We start from the raw sequence: 17,199 nt of genomic DNA on the forward strand, positions 1-17,199 counted from the left end.
GATTTCACGAATACGGTCATTATCAACATCTGTGCATCAAATATAATGACCAGATCATTCGGGCAGTATCCAAATACAGATGCATCACAAACGGAGAGAATTATGAGCGAGATGATCAAATCAAAAGCAGCCATTGCCTGGGGACCGGGGCAACCACTCTCCATTGAAGAAGTGGATGTAATGCCGCCGAAAGCTGGTGAAGTTCTGGTGCGGGTGATCGCTACCGGCGTATGTCACACCGATGCGTTTACGCTTTCCGGAGACGATCCCGAAGGTAATTTCCCCGCGATTCTGGGCCATGAAGGCGGCGGCATCGTTGAGGCCATCGGCGAAGGTGTCACGAGTGTCGAGATTGGAGATCACGTTATTCCCCTGTACACGCCAGAGTGTGGGGAATGTAAATTCTGCCTCTCCGGTAAAACCAACCTGTGCGGGAAGATCCGGGAAACCCAGGGCAAGGGCCTGATGCCCGATGGCACCAGCCGTTTCTACAAGGATGGCCAGCCAATCTATCACTACATGGGCTGCTCCACCTTCTCCGAGTACACCGTGCTGCCGGAAATCTCTCTGGCCAAAGTGAACAAAGAAGCGCCACTGGAAGAAGTGTGCCTGCTGGGCTGCGGAGTAACCACCGGCATGGGAGCCGTCATGAACACTGCCAAGGTGGAAGAAGGTGCCACCGTGGCGATCTTCGGTCTGGGCGGCATCGGCCTGTCTGCCATTATTGGCGCTACCATGGCCAAGGCCAGCCGCATCATTGCCGTCGATATCAATGAGAGCAAGTTCGACCTCGCGAAGCAACTTGGTGCAACCGATTGCATCAACCCAAAAGCCTATGACAAACCCATTCAGGAAGTCATTGTCGAACTGACAGATGGCGGCGTGGACTACTCCTTTGAGTGCATTGGCAACGTCGACGTGATGCGTTCTGCCCTGGAATGCTGCCACAAGGGCTGGGGCGAATCCGTCGTCATCGGTGTCGCAGGTGCTGGCCAGGAGATTTCCACCCGTCCATTCCAACTGGTGACCGGTCGAGTCTGGAAAGGCTCCGCGTTCGGCGGCGTCAAAGGCCGCTCCGAGCTCCCTGGAATTGTCGAGCGGTATCTGCAGGGCGAGTTCAAACTCAACGATTTCATCACCCACACCATGGGGCTTGAAGACATCAATGAGGCGTTCGAACTGATGCACGAAGGAAAGAGCATTCGTAGCGTGATCCATTTCGATAAGTGACCGGCGCGGTCGCCTGCCACCCATGGCAGGCGACTCACCCACGGAGTTCTTGATGAGCATCGAAAACCTGAGCAGCAACAAAAGTTTCGGTGGCTGGCACAAGCAGTACAGCCATCAGTCCGACACCCTTGGTTGTGTCATGCGTTTCGCGATTTACCTGCCACCACAGGTGGCTAGTGGGCAAAAGGTACCCGTCGTTTACTGGCTATCGGGCCTGACCTGCACCGACGAAAACTTCATGCAGAAAGCAGGCGCCCATCGGGTGGCCGCCGAACTGGGCATTGCCATTGTGGCCCCGGACACAAGCCCCAGAGGCGACGACGTCGCCAACGATGACGGTTACGATCTTGGCCAGGGGGCGGGGTTCTATGTGAATGCTACCGAGAGCCCCTGGAACACGCATTACCGCATGTACGATTACGTGCTGAATGAACTACCGGCACTGGTGGAGTCGGTGTTCCCAGTGACCGGCCAACGCTCTGTCGCGGGACATTCCATGGGCGGGCATGGCGCCCTGGTGCTGGCATTGCGCAATCCACAGACGTACCAGTCGGTGTCTGCCTTCAGCCCGATCAGCAATCCGGTCAGTTGCCCCTGGGGCAAAAAAGCCTTAGCTGCCTATCTCGGCAACGACACCGGGCGCTGGGCTGCCTACGATGCCAGCCTGTTAATGCGCAAGGCACAGCAATTCGTGCCCGCCCTGGTGGATCAGGGTGACGCTGACAACTTCCTGGCCGAACAGCTTCGTCCCGAAGCCCTTGAGGCGTCAGCCCATATCAGCGGTTACCCGCTGGAACTGAATCTGCGCGAGGGCTACGACCACAGCTACTACTTCATTGCCAGCTTCATTGAGGACCATCTGCGATTTCATGGTCGGCATCTGGAACGGTGACGGAGCCCTTCACCGCGACGGAGATAAGTACAAAAAACGGATAGGAATGTTCACTAACCGGATATTTGCCCACGCCTGAATAGCCGATAGTTCAAATGCCAAACAACAAGGAGAAGGCAAATGAACTATCGACATTCATTACTAGCGCTCGCGATTGCATCCGGTCTCGGCGCGGCCCCCACCGTTCACGCTCTCGAACTCGGCGAGTTCAACGACACCAAATTCAGCATCGGTGGTTATTTCAAAGCCGAAGCCATCTATGAAAAAGTCGATGATGGGGATTCCCGCATCTTCGGCCGTTCCAACCAGTCCCGCGTTAACCTCAAAACCGTGACCCAGAAGGAAGGCCATACGATTGTTGGTTTTGTGGAAGGTGACTTCTACGGCGGCACCTTTCCTGGCGAGAACAACGACCTTCGGCTTCGCCACGCGTTCATCAAGGTGGACCAGACCACCGTTGGTCAAACCTGGACCGGCCAGTTCTGGGCGGTTGCCTATCACGATTACCTGGACTTCCTGGGTGGGCCACGTGGCACCCTGGGCGGGTTCAACTTCCGCACCAACCTGATCAGCCACGAGGTGGCCGGCTTCCGCTTTACCGCCCAGGACCCGGTCAACAACGACGCGGACACCCCCGATCTTGCCATTAACTACAACCTGAATCTCGACGGCGGTCACCGTGTTATCCTCACCGCGTCCGGTCGCGAAATTGAAAACGGTGATTTCGTCGGCGGCGGCGCCATTGGCTCGAAATTCATGATCGGGCCGCACAGCTTCAATCTGAACGCTCACTACGGTGAGGGCCTTGGCGCGTTCACCGGCGTTGGCGTGAACAACAGCCTGGCATCCCCGGACGTTGAGAACGGCGATGCCGTAAGCCAGGCAGGGTTTGACGTTGGCTTCCGCTATGTCATCAACAATGAGTGGCGGGCCAATGTGGCCTACACCGCCGTTGAGGTGGATGACAATGCCGACACCAACTACGAAGCCCATCGCGTCAACCTGATCCACAACATCACCCAGGATCTGGAAGCCGGGGTAGAGTGGCGCAAATACAACCTCGCCTTCGGCCCACTGCTGCCGGAAGGCCAGCACGTTGAAGTCATGGCGAAATACAAATTCTGATCCGGACCTTCAGAATTGGTATCCTTGCCAACAACCCGAAAAACAGGCGCCCGCCGTCTCCAGGGCGCCTGTTTTCCGCTGGTACACGGCAGCACCAGTCATTTGCAAACGGGAACATCCATGGCAGAAGAAAGCCCCAAGCGGCAGGGAATCGGGTCGCTGGAAATCGGATTGCATATCCTCAACTACATTTCAGCGGCATCAAGGCCACCTACTCTCAAGGAGCTGTCGGGCGCACTAGATCTCTCACCCAGCCGCGCCCACAAGTACCTGGTCAGTTTGCTGAGAGAAGGCTACATCAACCAGGTGAATCACACCCAGTACACCCTGGGCAATTCCAGCCTGACTCTGGGCATTTCCGCGCTCCGGCGAATCAACCCAATCCAGTTGAGTTATGAGGCCGTTGACCGGCTCAATGAGGAAACCGACAGAACCGTCTCCGTCACCGTCTGGAACGGCAACGGCCCGCTGGTCATCAAATGGCTGGATTCGAGCCAGCCGATCTCGGTCAACGTGAGGCTGGGCGCAGAACTGTCGCCACTGAACTCTGCGTCAGGAAGGATTTACCTGGCCCACCTGCCGGCGAAACGGCGCAAGGAACTGGTGGACCAGTACTACAAGAACTCCAAGTCACTGCCCAAGCACCAGGGCAAACCCATCACCCGGGAGGAGCTGCAACCCCATCTGGAGACCATCAAACGGGATAACTACTGCGCGTTTTTCAGTGATTACCTGCCCGAAATCAATGTGCTCAGCCGCCCCGTATTTGATATCAACGGCAGCATCGTCACCGTCATCACCCTGTTGGGTCTTGATCGGGACACCGACATCAGCGAAGGCTCATTCCTGTTCGAACAGGTCCGGGAATGCAGCGACCGGGTTACCCGACAGATCTGCGGGGAACAACGGGAAGGCAATGGCCGGGGTTAACCGGCCATTCGCAGGGTTTCAGAGGGCAACTCGCCAAAGGACTTTCGATAGTCCGATGAAAACCGGCCGAGGTGGCTGAAGCCGTAATCCAGGGCGATCTCGGTGACATTCCGGCATTTGCCCTGCAAAAGGTCTTCCCGCAACTTCTGTAGCTTCAACTGCTTGATATAACACTTTGGGGTCGTCGCGAAGGCCTTGGAAAAGGCATTATAGATGGATCGAACACTCATATTGGAAACGCCGGACAGCTCTTCAATATCAATGTTGCGGTGCAGGTTCTGTTCAATGTAGTGCAGCATCTTCCCCAGCATGGGTGTACAGGCCACACCACTCTCCTGGCTGGACCAGTTACTGGGAAATACTTTCAGCAGTTTCTTGAGGATAATCTCCCGATAGGGAGCGCATACCGGATTAATATCTTCGTCTTCCGCATCGTCAAGTTCGGACAGCACCGCCTCCATGATATTGATCAGGGCCGGGCATAGCCGAAGCTCCACAGGCGCCCGGGTAAAACGAATGCCGTTTTCCGGCAAACGGCCATGGGCCAACTCGCGGGCGTTATTCAGTACGTGTTCCGGGACCTTGATAATCAGTTTTTCACAGTCGTCGGAATACTCCGGGTCAATGCTCTCATAGGGGTTCACCATCACGGCCTGGCCACTGCGAACCTTCATGCGTTCGCCCGCCTGGTGCCACACGCATTCACCCCGGGTCACAATCTGGAAGTGGTAGATGGAATCGAGTTCGGGACTTTTTACCCGAACATGGTTGCCGTAGCTAAGCTGGGACATCCCGAACCCGGCAAACTCCCTGAAGCTGAGACTGGACTTCCGTTTCTGCTCGCCCAGCATTTCCAGGCGATGCTGCCCGATATGCTGATTAACAAACGCAGACACCTCTTCCGGATGTGCCCCCTGAAGGACGGTAGCGCCCGCAAGTGATTGACCAAACATCTCTCGCCTCATTTACTTATTGTTAATTAGTTCACTTTATATAAATCTAGATGGTCAATCAACAACCAATGAAGACACCACTTAATCAGCATACGTTCATTGATTAAGGAAGAACGCGAGTATGAGGTTTAACGAGGTATACGAGAGCGGCAAGAGCGCCAACTCATAGTGGGAAGTCAGGAGGTCTGTTGCTTCAACAAAGTGGCGATGGTCGAGGTGTATGGGGCATCGATGCCAAGACTGGTGCAACGTTTGAGCACGGCGCCCGCAATACTGTCCAGCTCAAGAGGGCGCCCTTTCTCTCTGTCTATCAACATGGACGTTTTTATGGCATTGAAAGAACTGATCAGCTCGAACATTTCGTGGAGGTCCGCCTTCGTGAGATTTACATCATCGGCCCTTGATGCTTCAACGGTTTCCGCCATCATGCCATACACAATCCTGCTGAGCTCAGGATGATGAGTAAGGCTGCGGGTGTCTAGTCCTGTCAGTGCCGAGAGCGGGTTTACACCATTGTTGATCACCAGCTTACGCCATAGCTCGTAGCGAATGTTGTCGGAAAGCGTGGTCGGAATACCCGAGTCGTCGAATACCGCCGCGAGTTTCTTCAGCAGCAACGAGCGCGCGCTTCCGGGTTTACCCACCGCAGGCCATTCGCCCATGACGATCTCGGCAACGCCTTCTGCTTCAACAACCCCTGGCCGGGCAATATGCCCACCGATCCGCACCGCAAGCCCGCCAATTATTCGCTCCGTACCTATGACATCGGCCAGCAACGGCTCATTGTCAACGCCATTCTGTAAGGACAACACGGGAACCCGGCCCTGTCTGAGCCAGGTTCCGAGCTCTTCCGTAACCAATACGGTGGCTGTCGACTTCAGGGCAATGATGATTACGTCAAAGTCGTCAGGGTGGAATCCGGCCGCCAGTTGCTGGTGGCTGAGCGCCTTTGGACGATGAATCAGCTCCCGCCCCTCGTAGTAAACTTTCAGGCCATTGCTGGCAAGGGCATGCAGATGGTCCCCTCGAGCAGTGAGTATCACCCGGTGCCCCGACTCCAGAAGCCTGGCAGCATAGTAACCTCCAATACCACCGGCCCCAACCATCAATAGTTTCAGCATTTATGGGACCCTCTGTATTTCCAACAGATTATTGCATCCATCCATAACCTGCGAGGGATTGACTGGTCTCGTTCAGCGAAAAGCCAAACAGGCGCTGAGGTGCCTGCATTCCACCCAGACTGAAGGCGGTATTGAGCACACATAACGTCGGGTCGGCAATGGGGGCTTTGGCTCCCGGACTGGAATTAGAGGCACCAAGGTCAGATTTCGACATGGCTTTTGCCCATCGGTGTTCATCTTCCCACTGACGAATCAGGTTACGGATATAACTGTCAATTGGCTGAGGATGATCCACATTGTTGCCGACGTTTTCCAGCCGGTCCAGACATATCAGCAACACGCCCTGGTTTCTCAAGGCTTCCAGGCAATGACCAATGGCCCTGTAGTGTTCACTGGTCATGCCCGTGTTGAGCTTCAATTCAATCACCTCATCAGGCGCGAGGTGCGTCATGCTCTCAGCCAATTCCTTCAAACCCTGTTCCCGAGATCCGCGAACGGCGGCATCAAACCCCCGTTCCGCCATTTCAGACTGCAGACGCCTGGCAAGAACTCCCTCGCCACACTGGTAAAAAATTTCCGGCTGTACGCCCCCTTTTGCCGAGGTAATAAATGCTACGTTGGCAATCACGAGATCCGGCCGTATCAAGCGGCGCAGGCTTGCCTGCCCTTTGGGCCCTATCAGCGCTTCGGTTTCACAGGACAAATACAGCACAGGCAGCTTGGTCACATTACTCACCCGCAAGACACGTTGGTTTGAAGACAACTTTAAGGACGGACTTTACTGGCCGGCTCCCCTGCTATCCCGAAATGGCTTTTAGGCATTTCGGTAATGATTACCCGTACGCGTTCAATCGGCGAATCAATTGAGCGTGACATGGCTTCCGACACCTCACGAATAAGTCGCTCTTTCTGTTCGTCCGTGCGACCTTCAAGGATATACAGTTGGGCTATTGGCATGACGGTTCCTCACGCAAAATCAACAAGAACGTTCCTGACACGCTCCGGGCTCGACGACAAGAAGGCCGGGTAGGTGGCCAGGCGACCAAACCATTGGCGAGTTCGGGGAAAATCGGCAGGGATATCCACGCCGTAGAGCAGGGCCAGAGCAAACCTTGGAAACAAGGCGCACTCGGCCAGGGTTGGCTGGTTCCCGAGAAGGAAGCTTTCGTCTTGCAACGCCATCTCGAGTGCGGCTAGCCCGCCCAGAAATCCGTGTGTACCCTTACGAATCCTGTCTTGATCCCATTCGTTCTCCGGTTTATCGCGTTTCTCAAAGACCACTTCCCGCAGGGATTGCCCCAAAATTCTATCCCCGTACACGACCCAGCTTCGTGCTTCCGCCCTTCGGCGTGGAGAATCCGGCAGCAAGGCCGGCCCGGTTTCGGCCAGGTACTCAAGCATCGGGCCAGAGTCCGTCAGTACCAGGTCATCCTCAATCAACACCGGCACCGTTTGACTCGGCGATAATCGCTGCCACTCGGCGAGAACATCCGGATCTGACCTGTCCATACTGTGCATCGCCCGCCCCTGCATAGCTGCGGCAATTCGGACTCGCCAGCAAAACGGACATTCAGGCTTATCAATCAGTCGTATCCTGATCATTGACGTGCTGCTCCCAGATCCAGCAGATGCTCCCCCACAAAATCCAGCCTGTCCTGGCCCCAGAAAATCTGGTCGCCGATAACAAACGTGGGAACACCCAGGGCACCCTTTTCCTGTGCTTCCAGCCAGTTCCGGTCAAGTTGGGCATGGAGTTCGGGATCATCGATCGCCTTGGCAAACGCCTCCCTGTCCAGCCCGACGCTTTCGGCAACCGAGACCAGAACCTCTGCATCCCCGATGTCCAGGCCGTCCGACCATTCGGCGCGCATCATCGCCACCACATAGGGTTTGAGCAGCCCTTCCTTTTCTGCCAACAGTGAGCCAGCCCCGGCACGGGTCGGGTCCGTACTCTTCGGAGGTGGGGTCAGAGGCATGCCAAACCGACATGCCCAGCGTGCCACGTCCTGCCGGGCGATCGGCATCTTGACCTTTGCCCGGTCCGGATCCGAGCGACCGTGCCATCCCCCCAAAGGCCTCCAGAGCAGATTGACGCGGTACTGGTCAAAAAGCTCGAACATGCGCTCGCTGGCCAGATAGCAGTACGGGCTGCGGAAGTTGAAATATAAACGCAGATCAATGGTGTCGCTCATAATTCGCTGCTCCGTTGGCAGTGTCTTTGAGGCTTAGATAAACCTTCCGGTTACGGTCCCCAGCCCCTGGTAACGTACGGTGATATTGTCACCAGGCTCCACGGCGATCGCTGCGGTAATCCCGCCCGTCATGATGAAGGTGCCCGCTGGGATATGTTCACCCCGTTCTGCCAGCAGGTTGGCCAGCATCGCCACGCTGGACGCCGGATGACCAAGCACGGCAGCGCCCGCACCTACATCGACAACTTCACCGTTCTTCTCGACCACCACACCCAGGGTTTTCAAATCCACATCCGCCACATCGGCCATCTGGCCGCCGGTGATAAACCGGGTTGATGAGGCGTTGTCCGCCACGACACTCACCAGGTCGAACTTGAAGTTCTCATAGCGGGAATCGATGACTTCCACGGCGGGAATCACGAAGTCCGTTGCGGCCAGCACCTGACCGATATGGCAGCCGGGGCCTTTCAGGGGCGCCTTGGTAACGAAGGCAATCTCTGCTTCAATTTTCGGGTGGATCAGCTCCTTGGTGTCGACCACACCGCCATCCGGCACGCTGAAATAGTCCGCCAGGAAGCCGTAAATGGGGGTTTCGACACCCATCTGGGCCATCTTTGCCCAGGATGTGAGGCCCATTTTCATGCCCACGATCTTGTTGCCTCGCTCTTCCTTGCGACGACGGATTTCCCACTGCACATCGTAGGCATCCTCGAAGGTCATGTCGGGATAGTCATTGGTAACCTTGGTGATGTCCTGGGCCTGAAGTTCGGCGTTTTCCACGTGCTCGGCCAGTGCCAGCACCTGCTCTCGGCTTAATGTCTTGCTCATGCGTTCTGCTCCTTTTGTGCCGCCAGCAGATCCAGCGCCACATCCACAATCATGTCTTCCTGGCCACCCACCATGCGGCGCTTGCCCAGCTCCACCAGAATGTCTACGGTCTTAAGGCCATACTTCTTCGCCGCCACTTCGGAGTGGCGCAGGAAGCTTGAGTAAACGCCGGCGTAGCCCAGGGCCAGAGTTTCACGATCCACCCTGACCGGGCGGTCCTGAAGCGGCCGGACGATGTCGTCCGCCGCGTCCATCAGCGCATACACGTCGGTACCGTGCTCCCACCCCATCTTGTCGAAGGCGGCGATGCACACTTCCAGCGGGGCATTGCCCGCGCCGGCGCCCATACCCGCCAGGGAAGCATCAACCCGGTCACAGCCCTCTTCCACTGCCACGATGGAGTTGGCCACACCCAGCGCCAGGTTGTGGTGGGCATGAATGCCGGTTTCGGTTTCCGGCTTGAGAACATCCTTGAGCGCCCGGAAGCGGTCCCGGATGTCGTTCATGTTCATGGCGCCGCCGGAGTCCACCACGTACAGGCAGGTGGCACCGTAGTCTTCCATCAGCTTGGCCTGTTCGGCGAGCCCCTGCGGGGTCTGCATGTGGCTCATCATCAGAAAGCCGACGGTGTCCATGCCGAGCTTGCGAGCGTGTTCAATGTGCTGCTTTGACACATCTGCTTCGGTGCAGTGGGTGGCCACTCTGACGATTCTTGCGCCAGCGCTGTAGGCATTGTCCAGGTCGTGGACGGTTCCGATACCGGGCAGTAACAAGGTGGCGATCTTCGAGTGGGTGACCACGTCTGCCACCGCTTCGATCCACTCCAGGTCAGTGTGGGCGCCGAAGCCGTAGTTGAAGCTGGAGCCCTGTAAGCCGTCGCCGTGGGCCACTTCTATACTGTCGACTTTCGCCTTGTCCAACGCCCGTGCGATGTCCTGCACGTTCTGGATGGAGTACTGGTGGCGAATCGCGTGGCTGCCGTCACGCAGGGTCACGTCGGAGATGTAGAGCTTTTTACCGGGATTAAAGGTCATGGTTCGTTCCTCCTCAGTTGACCAGCGATTCGGCAATGCGCTCGGCGGTGCCGAGGGCCGCTGAGGTCATGATGTCCAGGTTGCCGGCGTACGCCGGCAGGTAATGGGCGGCGCCTTCCACTTCCAGGAAGATGGAGGTCTTCAGGCCGCTGAACTTACCCAGACCCGGAACGTTCATGGGCTGGTCTTCGGGAATCACATCAAACTGCACTTTCTGCTTGAGGCGATAGCCGGGCACATAGCGGTTAACGGCCTTGACCATTTCTTCCACCGAGGCTTCCACTGCTGCCTCATCGGCGGCATCCGAAAGCACGTACACCGTGTCCCGCATCAGCAAAGGTGGTTCGGCCGGGTTCAGGACAATGATGGCCTTGCCCTTGCCGGCGCCGCCCACCACTTCAATCGCCTTCGAGGTGGTTTCGGTAAACTCGTCGATGTTGGCGCGGGTGCCTGGGCCGGCAGATTTACTGGAAATCGAGGCGACGATCTCGGCGTAGTGGGCCCTGGCAACACGGGACACCGCCGCCACCATGGGAATGGTGGCCTGGCCACCGCAGGTGACCATGTTGACGTTGCCCTCCCCCAGATGTTCCTCCAGGTTAACCACTGGCACGCAGTAGGGGCCGATGGCCGCCGGGGTCAGGTCGACCACGCGGATGTCGGGTTTGTGTTCACGCAGCAGTTTGTCATTGTGAACGTGGGCGCCGGCCGACGTGGCATCAAACACAATGCCGATGTCGGCGAACTCGGGCATCTTCACCAGCCCTTCCACACCCTCGGCGGTGGTGGCCACGCCCATACGTTTGGCACGGGCCAGACCATCGGACTCGGGGTCAATCCCGACCATCACCCCCATCTCGATGTGCTCGGCGGTGCGCAGGATCTTGATCATCAGGTCGGTGCCGATGTTGCCCGAGCCGATGATCACCGCTTTGATTTTGTTGCTCATGATGTTGTCCTCTTCAATCCGGGTCAGGCGAAGCGCACGGAGGCACTGCCGATACCACCGATATCCACACGCATGTAATCACCAGCCTTGACCGGCTCCAGCGGGACCAGGGAACCGGACAAGATGACTTCACCGGCTTTCAGGGTGATGCCGAACTCGCCCAGGGTGTTAGCCAGCCAGGTGACGCAGTTCACCGGGGAACCCAGGGCCGCGGCACCGGCCCCGGCGCTCAGCACACTGCCATTCTTTTCCACCACCATGCCGCAGGTCACCAGGTCCACCTTGCGGGGAGACACCGCCTGGTCGCCCAACACAAAAAGGCCGCAGGAGGCGTTATCCGCCACGGTGTCCTGGATGGCGATCTTCCAGTCCTGGATGCGCGAGTCGACAATCTCGAAACAGGGCATCACACACTCAGTGGCGGCGAGTACATCGGCATTGGTTACACCGGGGCCGCTCAGGTCTTTTTTCAGGATGAAGGCAATTTCGCCCTCGGCGCGAGGTGCAATCAGCCGGTCGCTGATGGGCATGACTTCGCCACTGTTGAACACCATGTCATCGGTCAGGTAGCCAAAATCCGGCTGGTGCACGTTCAGCATGTTTTGCACTGCCTTGCTGGTGACACCGATCTTCTTGCCGATGATGGAGGCACCATCCGCCAACCGGCGTTCCAGCATGCGCAGGGAAACGTGGTAGGCGTCGTTAATGGTGATGTCTTCGCCACGGCCGGTCAGCGGTGCGACCGCCTCCCGGTTCAGCATGGCCTGGTAAAGCTCGTCACCGAAGGCCTGGATGCGTGTCTGTTCCATTACTCTGCTCCTGAAGCCACTTGATCGGCCTCGGTCAGGAAATCGTTCACCAGCCGGGCAAACCGGTTGGCATGTTCAATCTGGGTCCAGTGGCCGCAACGGCCGAATACATGCAACTGGGCTCGGTCGATCAGTTCAGCCAGTTTCAGTGAGGCGGCCAGGGGTATCACCTCATCTTCGCGGCCATGAAGAACCAGGGTTTCGTGGGGCAGCGCCCGGATGTCCTTCTCCTCGCTGGCCAGGTTGTCGACCCAACGCTGACGCGGTGCCGGGAACATGGCGGCAAAGGATTCCTGGAAACCGGGGCGGATACTGGCCTGATAGCGCATCTCCGCCAGTTCGTCGGTGAGCAAGCCTTTGTTGAAGGCAAACACATCCATCAGGCGACGCATGTTTTCAAGGGAAGGCTGGTAGCCCCAGACGTCATCCAGGCCCTCGGTGATCGGAAAGCTGACGCCGGCGGAGCCCATCAGCACCAGACGACGAACCCGCTCCGGGTACTCGATCGCCAGCGCCAGCGCCAGGCCGCCACCGAAGGAGTTGCCGACCAGATCCACCTGTTGCAGATCCAGTGCATCCATAACGCCGATGGCATGGGCCACCCAGCGCTCCCGGTTGTAGGTGTTGTCTTCCGGGCGTTGGGTATACCCGAAGCCGAGCATATCCGGCGCCACCACACGGCGATTCTTAGCCAGCTCCGGAATCACCAGGCGCCAGTTGGCCCAGGCGGTCACGCCGGGGCCGGAGCCGTGGATCATCATGACAGGAACACCGCCCTTACCATGGTCATGGACGTTGGTGCGGTAGCCGGCGGCGGATATCTCACGCCCGATTTCCGGGCTGTTTTCAGGTGCGGTCATGGTTAGCTCACAATTTCACACAGATGTTTTTCATCTCGGTGTAGAACTCCAGGGAGTGCACACCACCCTCGCGGCCAATGCCGGACTGTTTGCTGCCACCGAAGGGTGTGCGCAGATCCCGCAGGAACCAGCTGTTGACCCAGATGATGCCAGCTTCGATCTGGCCCGCGACCCGGTGGGCGCGGGTAATGTTCTCGCTCCAGATTGCTGATGCCAGTCCGTAGGGAAGGCTGTTGGCCAGTTCGATGGCTTCCTCTTCGGTGTCGAATGGGCACAGGTGGACACAGGGGCCGAAGATTTCATCGGTAATCACCGTCGAACTTTCCGGCAATCCGGTCCAGATGGTGGGCTGAACCCAGGCACCACCGGCCAGCTCGGCCGGCATATCGGGAACACCACCACCGGTCACCACCGTGGCACCGTCATCAACGGCTTTCTGGTAATAGGACAGAACCTTCTCCCGGTGTTTGAGGCTGACCAGCGGACCCATATCCGCCTCGGCATCATCCGGCGGACCAATCTTCATGCCTTCCGCGGCTTCTTTCAGTCGGCCAACGAACTCGTCGAAGATGGAACGTTCTACATAAACCCGCTCAGTGCCCAGGCAAACCTGGCCACAGTTGGCGAAGGCTGAGCGCATGGTGCCCTCGATGGCCTTGTCCATGTCGCAGTCGGCGAACACCAGGCCGGCGTTCTTGCCACCCAGCTCCAGGGAGATATCCCGGATGCCCTTCGCGGCTGCCTTCATGATGACTTCGCCGGTGCCGGTTTCGCCGGTAAAGGTGAAACCATCCACTAGCGGATGCTCGGTGAGGAAAGCCCCGGCTGAATCCCCACCGAAGCCGTGAACCACGTTGAACACCCCGTCCGGTACGCCGGCGTCTTTCATCACTTCGCCCAGCAGGGCGGTGGTGGTGGGGGTTTCCTCGGAGGGTTTGACCACCACGGTGTTGCCACAGGCCAGAGCAGGCCCGACTTTCCAGGTCATCAGCAGCAATGGCAGGTTCCACGGGCTGATCACCCCGATCACGCCCTTGGGGCGGCGTACGGCGTAGTTCAGCGCGCCGGTACCGTCCGGCGTGGGCATTTCGAAGGATTCCGTGGGCACGTTCTTGATCATGTCCGCGAACACCTTGAAGTTGGCCGCGCCCCGGGGAATGTCGATGTGGCTCGCCAGGGATTTGGGCTTGCCGGTATCCAGGCATTCCGCTTCCAGGAACTCGTCAAACCGTGCGTTGATACCGTCAGCCACCTTGTGCAGGATGCCGGTGCGTTCCTCCAGTGTCATCTTGCCCCAGGGGCCGCGCAGGGCCGCTTTCGCGGCTTTGACTGCGGCGTCCACCTCGTCACGTCCGGCTTCGTGAACTTTGCTGATCACCTTGCCGTTGGCCGGGTTGACGTTGTCGAACAACTTGCCGCTGGCCGAGCCAACATACTGCCCATTGATGTAGTGCTTGATGTCTTTCATTGCTACCTATCCTGTTAAATTAGCCCTGTTGAGTCGGGTATCAATCAGGTCAGAACCGTCAGGAACCGTTCGTTCAGTACCCGGTCGTGGTAGAAGATGGCCTTACCCAACTGCTCGGCCTGCCAAGTCACCGGTTTGTGATCCGGGTAGATGTAGTCACCACCACAGAACACCTCATTACGGTTACCGGACGGGTCGAAGAAGTAGATAGTCTTGCCGTGGGTCAGGCCGTGACGAGTCGGGCCGATATCGATGGAGGTATCAGTCATGGAGATCAGGTCCGCGGCGCGCAGTACGTCTTCCCAAGTCTCCAGGAAGAAAGAGGCGTGGTGGAACTTGCCCTTCTCCTCGTGGTGAATGAAGGCAATGTCGTGCTCCTTCATGGACACGGTCAGGAACTGGGCAATACGAGTGCCGTCGCCATCCAGAACCTGCTCTGCGAGATGGAACCCGAGCACGTTCACGAAGATGTCGTACACCGCCGCCAGTTCAGGCCCGTAAAACAGACAGTGATCAAACCGAACGGCCTTCATACCGTCCAGGCCACGGGGCCATGCTTCAGGGTTAACGTTATTGATGCCCCATTTGCCGGTGTAGAGCTTGTCGGCATAGAGTTCGAAGGCGTGACCGGAAGGCACGGTAAAACGAACCCGGCGGCCACAGTCTTTCAGATCACCTTCGGGAACCTGCTCAACATCAACGCCGAAGTCCACCAGGTCTTTCTCCAATTGAACCAGAGCGGCTTCGTCCACAACCTTAAAGCCCATAAAGTCACAGCCAGGCTCGTCCGCCTCGCGAAGTACCACGGAAAACTTGTCCACTTCGGTCCAGGCTTTGAGATACACACGGCCCTGGTCGTCGCGGTCGGTTTCGATAAGACCCATCAGGTCCGTGTAGTGTTTGACGGCTTCATCCATATCGAGAACACGGATCTGGACATGGCCGGGACGCATTACACCTTTTTTCATGACAGTTACCTCAACGCTGTTGTTTTTGTCTGCTTGCTTGTGAGACCGGGCTGCGATGGCGGCCGGCACTCGATGGTCAAATCAGTCAGGGGATACACCCGGCAGGCCAGGACTTCCCTTTTCTCCAAGGCTTCCGGCGGAACATGGACCTTGCTCATCTTTCCGCACTCGAACTCTCCTGCCAGAACCTGGATCTTGCAGTAGCCGCAGCCACCGCCCCGGCAGCCCACGGGCACGCACTTCATGCCCCGTTGTTCCATCGCCTTGAGCACACTCTGGCCGGCCTCGCATTCAAAAGACTTGCCGCTGCACTGCTCGGTTATCCGATAGACCTGAGCCATATCGCACCTCCGGTCAGATCTTCTTAAACAGGGCTGAACGCTGGGTTTCTTCCGCGCCGTCTGCCGCTGTCAGGAACTTTTCCATGAAGATGTCCCGCTCAAACAGCCGGCCCTGCATCAATGCGGTAATCGCCGCATCGATCATCGGCGGTGGTCCGCACAGATAGGCTTTGTGCTCAGCAAAACGACCATCGAAGTGTTCCCTGGCCGCATCGTGCACATAGCCCCGGAAGCCAGACCACTCACCGTCTTCGTCCGCCTGGCTCAACGCCGGCACGTAGGTGAAGTTGTCGTTGTCCCTGGCAAGGGCCTCGAACAGCTCACGGTTGTAGAGCTCGGCACGGTTACGGGCACCCTGGAACAGGGTGATCTGGCGGTCATCGCCCTGCTCCAGCAGGTCGATGATCATGGATTGCGGGCTGGAGAGACCGGAGCCGCCGGCAATGAAAATCAGGTTGCCGGGCTGCGAACTGCGCACGAAAAACTGGCCGTATGGACCTGACAGATGCAGTTGCTCACCCACGTTCAGTTGCTGGTGAATGTAGGTGGTTGCGGCACCGCCCTCGACCAGTCGCACATGAAGCTCTACCTCATCCGCCTTGCTCGGCGGATTGGCCAGGGAGAAGGCCCTCGGGCCATCAACGCCCGGCAGTTCGATATTGATGTACTGGCCGGCCTGGAAGGTCATCGGGCGGTCGAGCTTCAGGCGGATGCCCTTGATGGTCGGAGACAACTCGACGATGTCTGTGACGGTTGCGGTGTAGTCCTCCACCGGATAGCCCTCGAAGTCTTCGTCGACATCGATATCAGCCTCGATGGTGACGTCGCTTTCAACGGTGGCACAGCAGGCCAGCACCTTGCCTTCGTCCCGTTCCACATCCATCAGGGCAAAGGGCGAGGCATCGCCGATTTCAACATCGCCCTCGATGACCTGGACCTTGCAGGTGGCACAGGTGCCATGGCCGCAGGCAAAAGGCAGCCAGACACCCTGGCGCAGGGCGGCGGCAAGGATGGTCTGGCCATCCTCGACCTCGATCTGCTCACCAATGGGTTCGATAGTAACGGTGTGACTCATAGCGCTACCCTCAGAATCCGGCGCCGGCAAGGCCGTTAAGGCCCGGCGTGGTTACCGTCAGCATGCTCTTGTGATCGATGCCGTTGTCTATAAGGCTGGCATCTGCATCCGGCGTAAACGGTTCATCATTCAGCAGCCACTGCGCCGCCAGGAAGTCAGCGTTCGCTGCATCCGGATGGGATGCCGTGGCCGGTTTCAGGATCTCTTCAACCATGGCTCCGAAGGTCATGTCCGGTTGCACCAGCAGGGCAAACGGAGCACAGAACATCAGATGATTCGGCCAGAGCACATACAGCAACTGCATGCCGTTGAAGTTCTCGACCTTATCCCGTGGTTCAAACTTGTAGTCGTATAAAGCGTTAACACTCATGGTGGTCACCTTGTTGTTTTTGCGGGTGAATCACCCGGCGTCAGATGACACCGG

At 57.8% G+C, this 17,199-nt stretch carries 20 protein-coding genes; 4 read left to right on the forward strand and 16 right to left on the reverse strand.

Going from position 1 to position 17,199, the window contains the following annotated elements; all coding sequences use genetic code 11:
- Positions 1-111 precede the first annotated feature (111 nt).
- The 4 genes from B2590_RS17805 (at position 112) to B2590_RS17820 (ending at position 4,177) form a co-directional block, all read left to right on the forward strand.
- Positions 112-1,230, forward strand: coding sequence for an S-(hydroxymethyl)glutathione dehydrogenase/class III alcohol dehydrogenase (locus B2590_RS17805; protein ID WP_227664798.1), 1,119 nt, complete (start codon positions 112-114; stop codon positions 1,228-1,230).
- A gap of 52 nt (positions 1,231-1,282) precedes the next feature.
- The gene (gene fghA / locus B2590_RS17810) at positions 1,283-2,122 is read left to right on the forward strand and encodes an S-formylglutathione hydrolase (RefSeq protein ID WP_227663890.1); all 840 of its coding nucleotides are present in this window, start codon (positions 1,283-1,285) and stop codon (positions 2,120-2,122) included.
- A gap of 120 nt (positions 2,123-2,242) precedes the next feature.
- Entirely contained in the window at positions 2,243-3,247 is a 1,005-nt protein-coding gene (locus tag B2590_RS17815; RefSeq protein WP_199447646.1) for a porin, read from the forward strand.
- A gap of 120 nt (positions 3,248-3,367) precedes the next feature.
- A complete protein-coding gene (locus tag B2590_RS17820) occupies positions 3,368-4,177 on the forward strand; it encodes an IclR family transcriptional regulator (protein WP_199447647.1) in 810 nt (269 codons plus the stop codon).
- Here B2590_RS17820 and B2590_RS17825 read toward each other — a convergent pair.
- From B2590_RS17825 to B2590_RS17900, 16 genes are all read right to left on the reverse strand, one after another.
- Positions 4,174-5,130, reverse strand: coding sequence for an AraC family transcriptional regulator (locus tag B2590_RS17825; RefSeq protein ID WP_199447648.1), 957 nt, complete (start codon positions 5,128-5,130; stop codon positions 4,174-4,176). The genes B2590_RS17820 and B2590_RS17825 overlap by 4 nt on opposite strands.
- A 176-nt stretch (positions 5,131-5,306) precedes the next feature.
- A complete protein-coding gene (locus B2590_RS17830; protein WP_199447649.1) occupies positions 5,307-6,251 on the reverse strand; it encodes a ketopantoate reductase family protein in 945 nt (314 codons plus the stop codon).
- A 28-nt stretch (positions 6,252-6,279) separates the two neighbouring features.
- Entirely contained in the window at positions 6,280-6,978 is a 699-nt protein-coding gene (locus tag B2590_RS17835) for a hypothetical protein (protein ID WP_286810075.1), read from the reverse strand.
- Between the two features lie 38 nt (positions 6,979-7,016).
- Positions 7,017-7,208, reverse strand: a complete 192-nt coding sequence (locus tag B2590_RS17840) for a 2-hydroxymuconate tautomerase (RefSeq protein WP_007152856.1) — start codon at positions 7,206-7,208, stop codon at positions 7,017-7,019.
- 9 nt (positions 7,209-7,217) lie between these two features.
- Positions 7,218-7,853, reverse strand: a complete 636-nt coding sequence (locus B2590_RS17845; protein ID WP_286810076.1) for a glutathione S-transferase family protein — start codon at positions 7,851-7,853, stop codon at positions 7,218-7,220.
- The gene (locus B2590_RS17850; RefSeq protein WP_036202333.1) at positions 7,850-8,443 is read right to left on the reverse strand and encodes a 2-hydroxychromene-2-carboxylate isomerase; all 594 of its coding nucleotides are present in this window, start codon (positions 8,441-8,443) and stop codon (positions 7,850-7,852) included. Before B2590_RS17850 ends, B2590_RS17845 begins: the two co-directional genes overlap by 4 nt.
- Positions 8,444-8,476: 33 nt before the next feature.
- Positions 8,477-9,271 carry a 2-oxo-3-hexenedioate decarboxylase gene (gene dmpH / locus B2590_RS17855; protein ID WP_036202330.1) on the reverse strand — a complete coding sequence of 265 codons (795 nt, stop codon included), beginning with the start codon at positions 9,269-9,271 and terminating at the stop codon, positions 8,477-8,479.
- Positions 9,268-10,305: a 4-hydroxy-2-oxovalerate aldolase gene (gene dmpG / locus B2590_RS17860; RefSeq protein WP_286810077.1), complete on the reverse strand. Its 1,038-nt coding sequence runs from the start codon at positions 10,303-10,305 to the stop codon at positions 9,268-9,270. Before dmpG ends, dmpH begins: the two co-directional genes overlap by 4 nt.
- A 13-nt stretch (positions 10,306-10,318) precedes the next feature.
- Entirely contained in the window at positions 10,319-11,254 is a 936-nt protein-coding gene (locus B2590_RS17865; protein WP_286810078.1) for an acetaldehyde dehydrogenase (acetylating), read from the reverse strand.
- 23 nt (positions 11,255-11,277) lie between these two features.
- Positions 11,278-12,063: a 2-oxopent-4-enoate hydratase gene (gene dmpE, locus B2590_RS17870; RefSeq protein ID WP_286810079.1), complete on the reverse strand. Its 786-nt coding sequence runs from the start codon at positions 12,061-12,063 to the stop codon at positions 11,278-11,280.
- Positions 12,063-12,923, reverse strand: a complete 861-nt coding sequence (locus B2590_RS17875) for an alpha/beta fold hydrolase (protein WP_041333570.1) — start codon at positions 12,921-12,923, stop codon at positions 12,063-12,065. Before B2590_RS17875 ends, dmpE begins: the two co-directional genes overlap by 1 nt.
- A gap of 7 nt (positions 12,924-12,930) precedes the next feature.
- Positions 12,931-14,391, reverse strand: coding sequence for a 2-hydroxymuconic semialdehyde dehydrogenase (locus tag B2590_RS17880; protein WP_041333567.1), 1,461 nt, complete (start codon positions 14,389-14,391; stop codon positions 12,931-12,933).
- Between the two features lie 44 nt (positions 14,392-14,435).
- The gene (locus B2590_RS17885; RefSeq protein WP_075195487.1) at positions 14,436-15,359 is read right to left on the reverse strand and encodes a catechol 2,3-dioxygenase; all 924 of its coding nucleotides are present in this window, start codon (positions 15,357-15,359) and stop codon (positions 14,436-14,438) included.
- Between the two features lie 5 nt (positions 15,360-15,364).
- A complete protein-coding gene (locus B2590_RS17890; RefSeq protein ID WP_286810080.1) occupies positions 15,365-15,700 on the reverse strand; it encodes a 2Fe-2S iron-sulfur cluster-binding protein in 336 nt (111 codons plus the stop codon).
- Between the two features lie 13 nt (positions 15,701-15,713).
- Positions 15,714-16,775: an NADH:ubiquinone reductase (Na(+)-transporting) subunit F gene (locus B2590_RS17895; protein WP_286810081.1), complete on the reverse strand. Its 1,062-nt coding sequence runs from the start codon at positions 16,773-16,775 to the stop codon at positions 15,714-15,716.
- A gap of 10 nt (positions 16,776-16,785) precedes the next feature.
- Positions 16,786-17,145: a phenol hydroxylase subunit P4 gene (locus tag B2590_RS17900; protein ID WP_041336570.1), complete on the reverse strand. Its 360-nt coding sequence runs from the start codon at positions 17,143-17,145 to the stop codon at positions 16,786-16,788.
- Positions 17,146-17,199: the final 54 nt, after the last annotated feature.

This window comes from Marinobacter sp. UBA3604, from assembly GCF_002375325.1.
GTDB classification, from domain to species: Bacteria; Pseudomonadota; Gammaproteobacteria; order Pseudomonadales; family Oleiphilaceae; genus Marinobacter; species Marinobacter salarius.

Excerpts from the sequence above, each read along its gene's own strand:
- B2590_RS17850 (WP_036202333.1), bottom strand. The coding sequence starts at position 8,443 with ATGAGCGACACCATTGATCTGCGTTTATATTTCAACTTCCGCAGCCCG.
- B2590_RS17865 (WP_286810078.1), bottom strand. The coding sequence starts at position 11,254 with ATGAGCAACAAAATCAAAGCGGTGATCATCGGCTCGGGCAACATCGGC.
- B2590_RS17820 (WP_199447647.1), top strand. The coding sequence starts at position 3,368 with ATGGCAGAAGAAAGCCCCAAGCGGCAGGGAATCGGGTCGCTGGAAATC.
- B2590_RS17840 (WP_007152856.1), bottom strand. The coding sequence starts at position 7,208 with ATGCCAATAGCCCAACTGTATATCCTTGAAGGTCGCACGGACGAACAG.
- B2590_RS17825 (WP_199447648.1), bottom strand. The coding sequence starts at position 5,130 with ATGTTTGGTCAATCACTTGCGGGCGCTACCGTCCTTCAGGGGGCACAT.
- B2590_RS17890 (WP_286810080.1), bottom strand. The coding sequence starts at position 15,700 with ATGGCTCAGGTCTATCGGATAACCGAGCAGTGCAGCGGCAAGTCTTTT.
- B2590_RS17875 (WP_041333570.1), bottom strand. The coding sequence starts at position 12,923 with ATGACCGCACCTGAAAACAGCCCGGAAATCGGGCGTGAGATATCCGCC.
- B2590_RS17845 (WP_286810076.1), bottom strand. The coding sequence starts at position 7,853 with ATGATCAGGATACGACTGATTGATAAGCCTGAATGTCCGTTTTGCTGG.
- dmpG (WP_286810077.1), bottom strand. The coding sequence starts at position 10,305 with ATGACCTTTAATCCCGGTAAAAAGCTCTACATCTCCGACGTGACCCTG.
- dmpH (WP_036202330.1), bottom strand. The coding sequence starts at position 9,271 with ATGAGCAAGACATTAAGCCGAGAGCAGGTGCTGGCACTGGCCGAGCAC.
- B2590_RS17805 (WP_227664798.1), top strand. The coding sequence starts at position 112 with ATGATCAAATCAAAAGCAGCCATTGCCTGGGGACCGGGGCAACCACTC.
- B2590_RS17885 (WP_075195487.1), bottom strand. The coding sequence starts at position 15,359 with ATGAAAAAAGGTGTAATGCGTCCCGGCCATGTCCAGATCCGTGTTCTC.
- B2590_RS17880 (WP_041333567.1), bottom strand. The coding sequence starts at position 14,391 with ATGAAAGACATCAAGCACTACATCAATGGGCAGTATGTTGGCTCGGCC.
- fghA (WP_227663890.1), top strand. The coding sequence starts at position 1,283 with ATGAGCATCGAAAACCTGAGCAGCAACAAAAGTTTCGGTGGCTGGCAC.
- B2590_RS17900 (WP_041336570.1), bottom strand. The coding sequence starts at position 17,145 with ATGAGTGTTAACGCTTTATACGACTACAAGTTTGAACCACGGGATAAG.
- dmpE (WP_286810079.1), bottom strand. The coding sequence starts at position 12,063 with ATGGAACAGACACGCATCCAGGCCTTCGGTGACGAGCTTTACCAGGCC.
- B2590_RS17830 (WP_199447649.1), bottom strand. The coding sequence starts at position 6,251 with ATGCTGAAACTATTGATGGTTGGGGCCGGTGGTATTGGAGGTTACTAT.
- B2590_RS17815 (WP_199447646.1), top strand. The coding sequence starts at position 2,243 with ATGAACTATCGACATTCATTACTAGCGCTCGCGATTGCATCCGGTCTC.
- B2590_RS17895 (WP_286810081.1), bottom strand. The coding sequence starts at position 16,775 with ATGAGTCACACCGTTACTATCGAACCCATTGGTGAGCAGATCGAGGTC.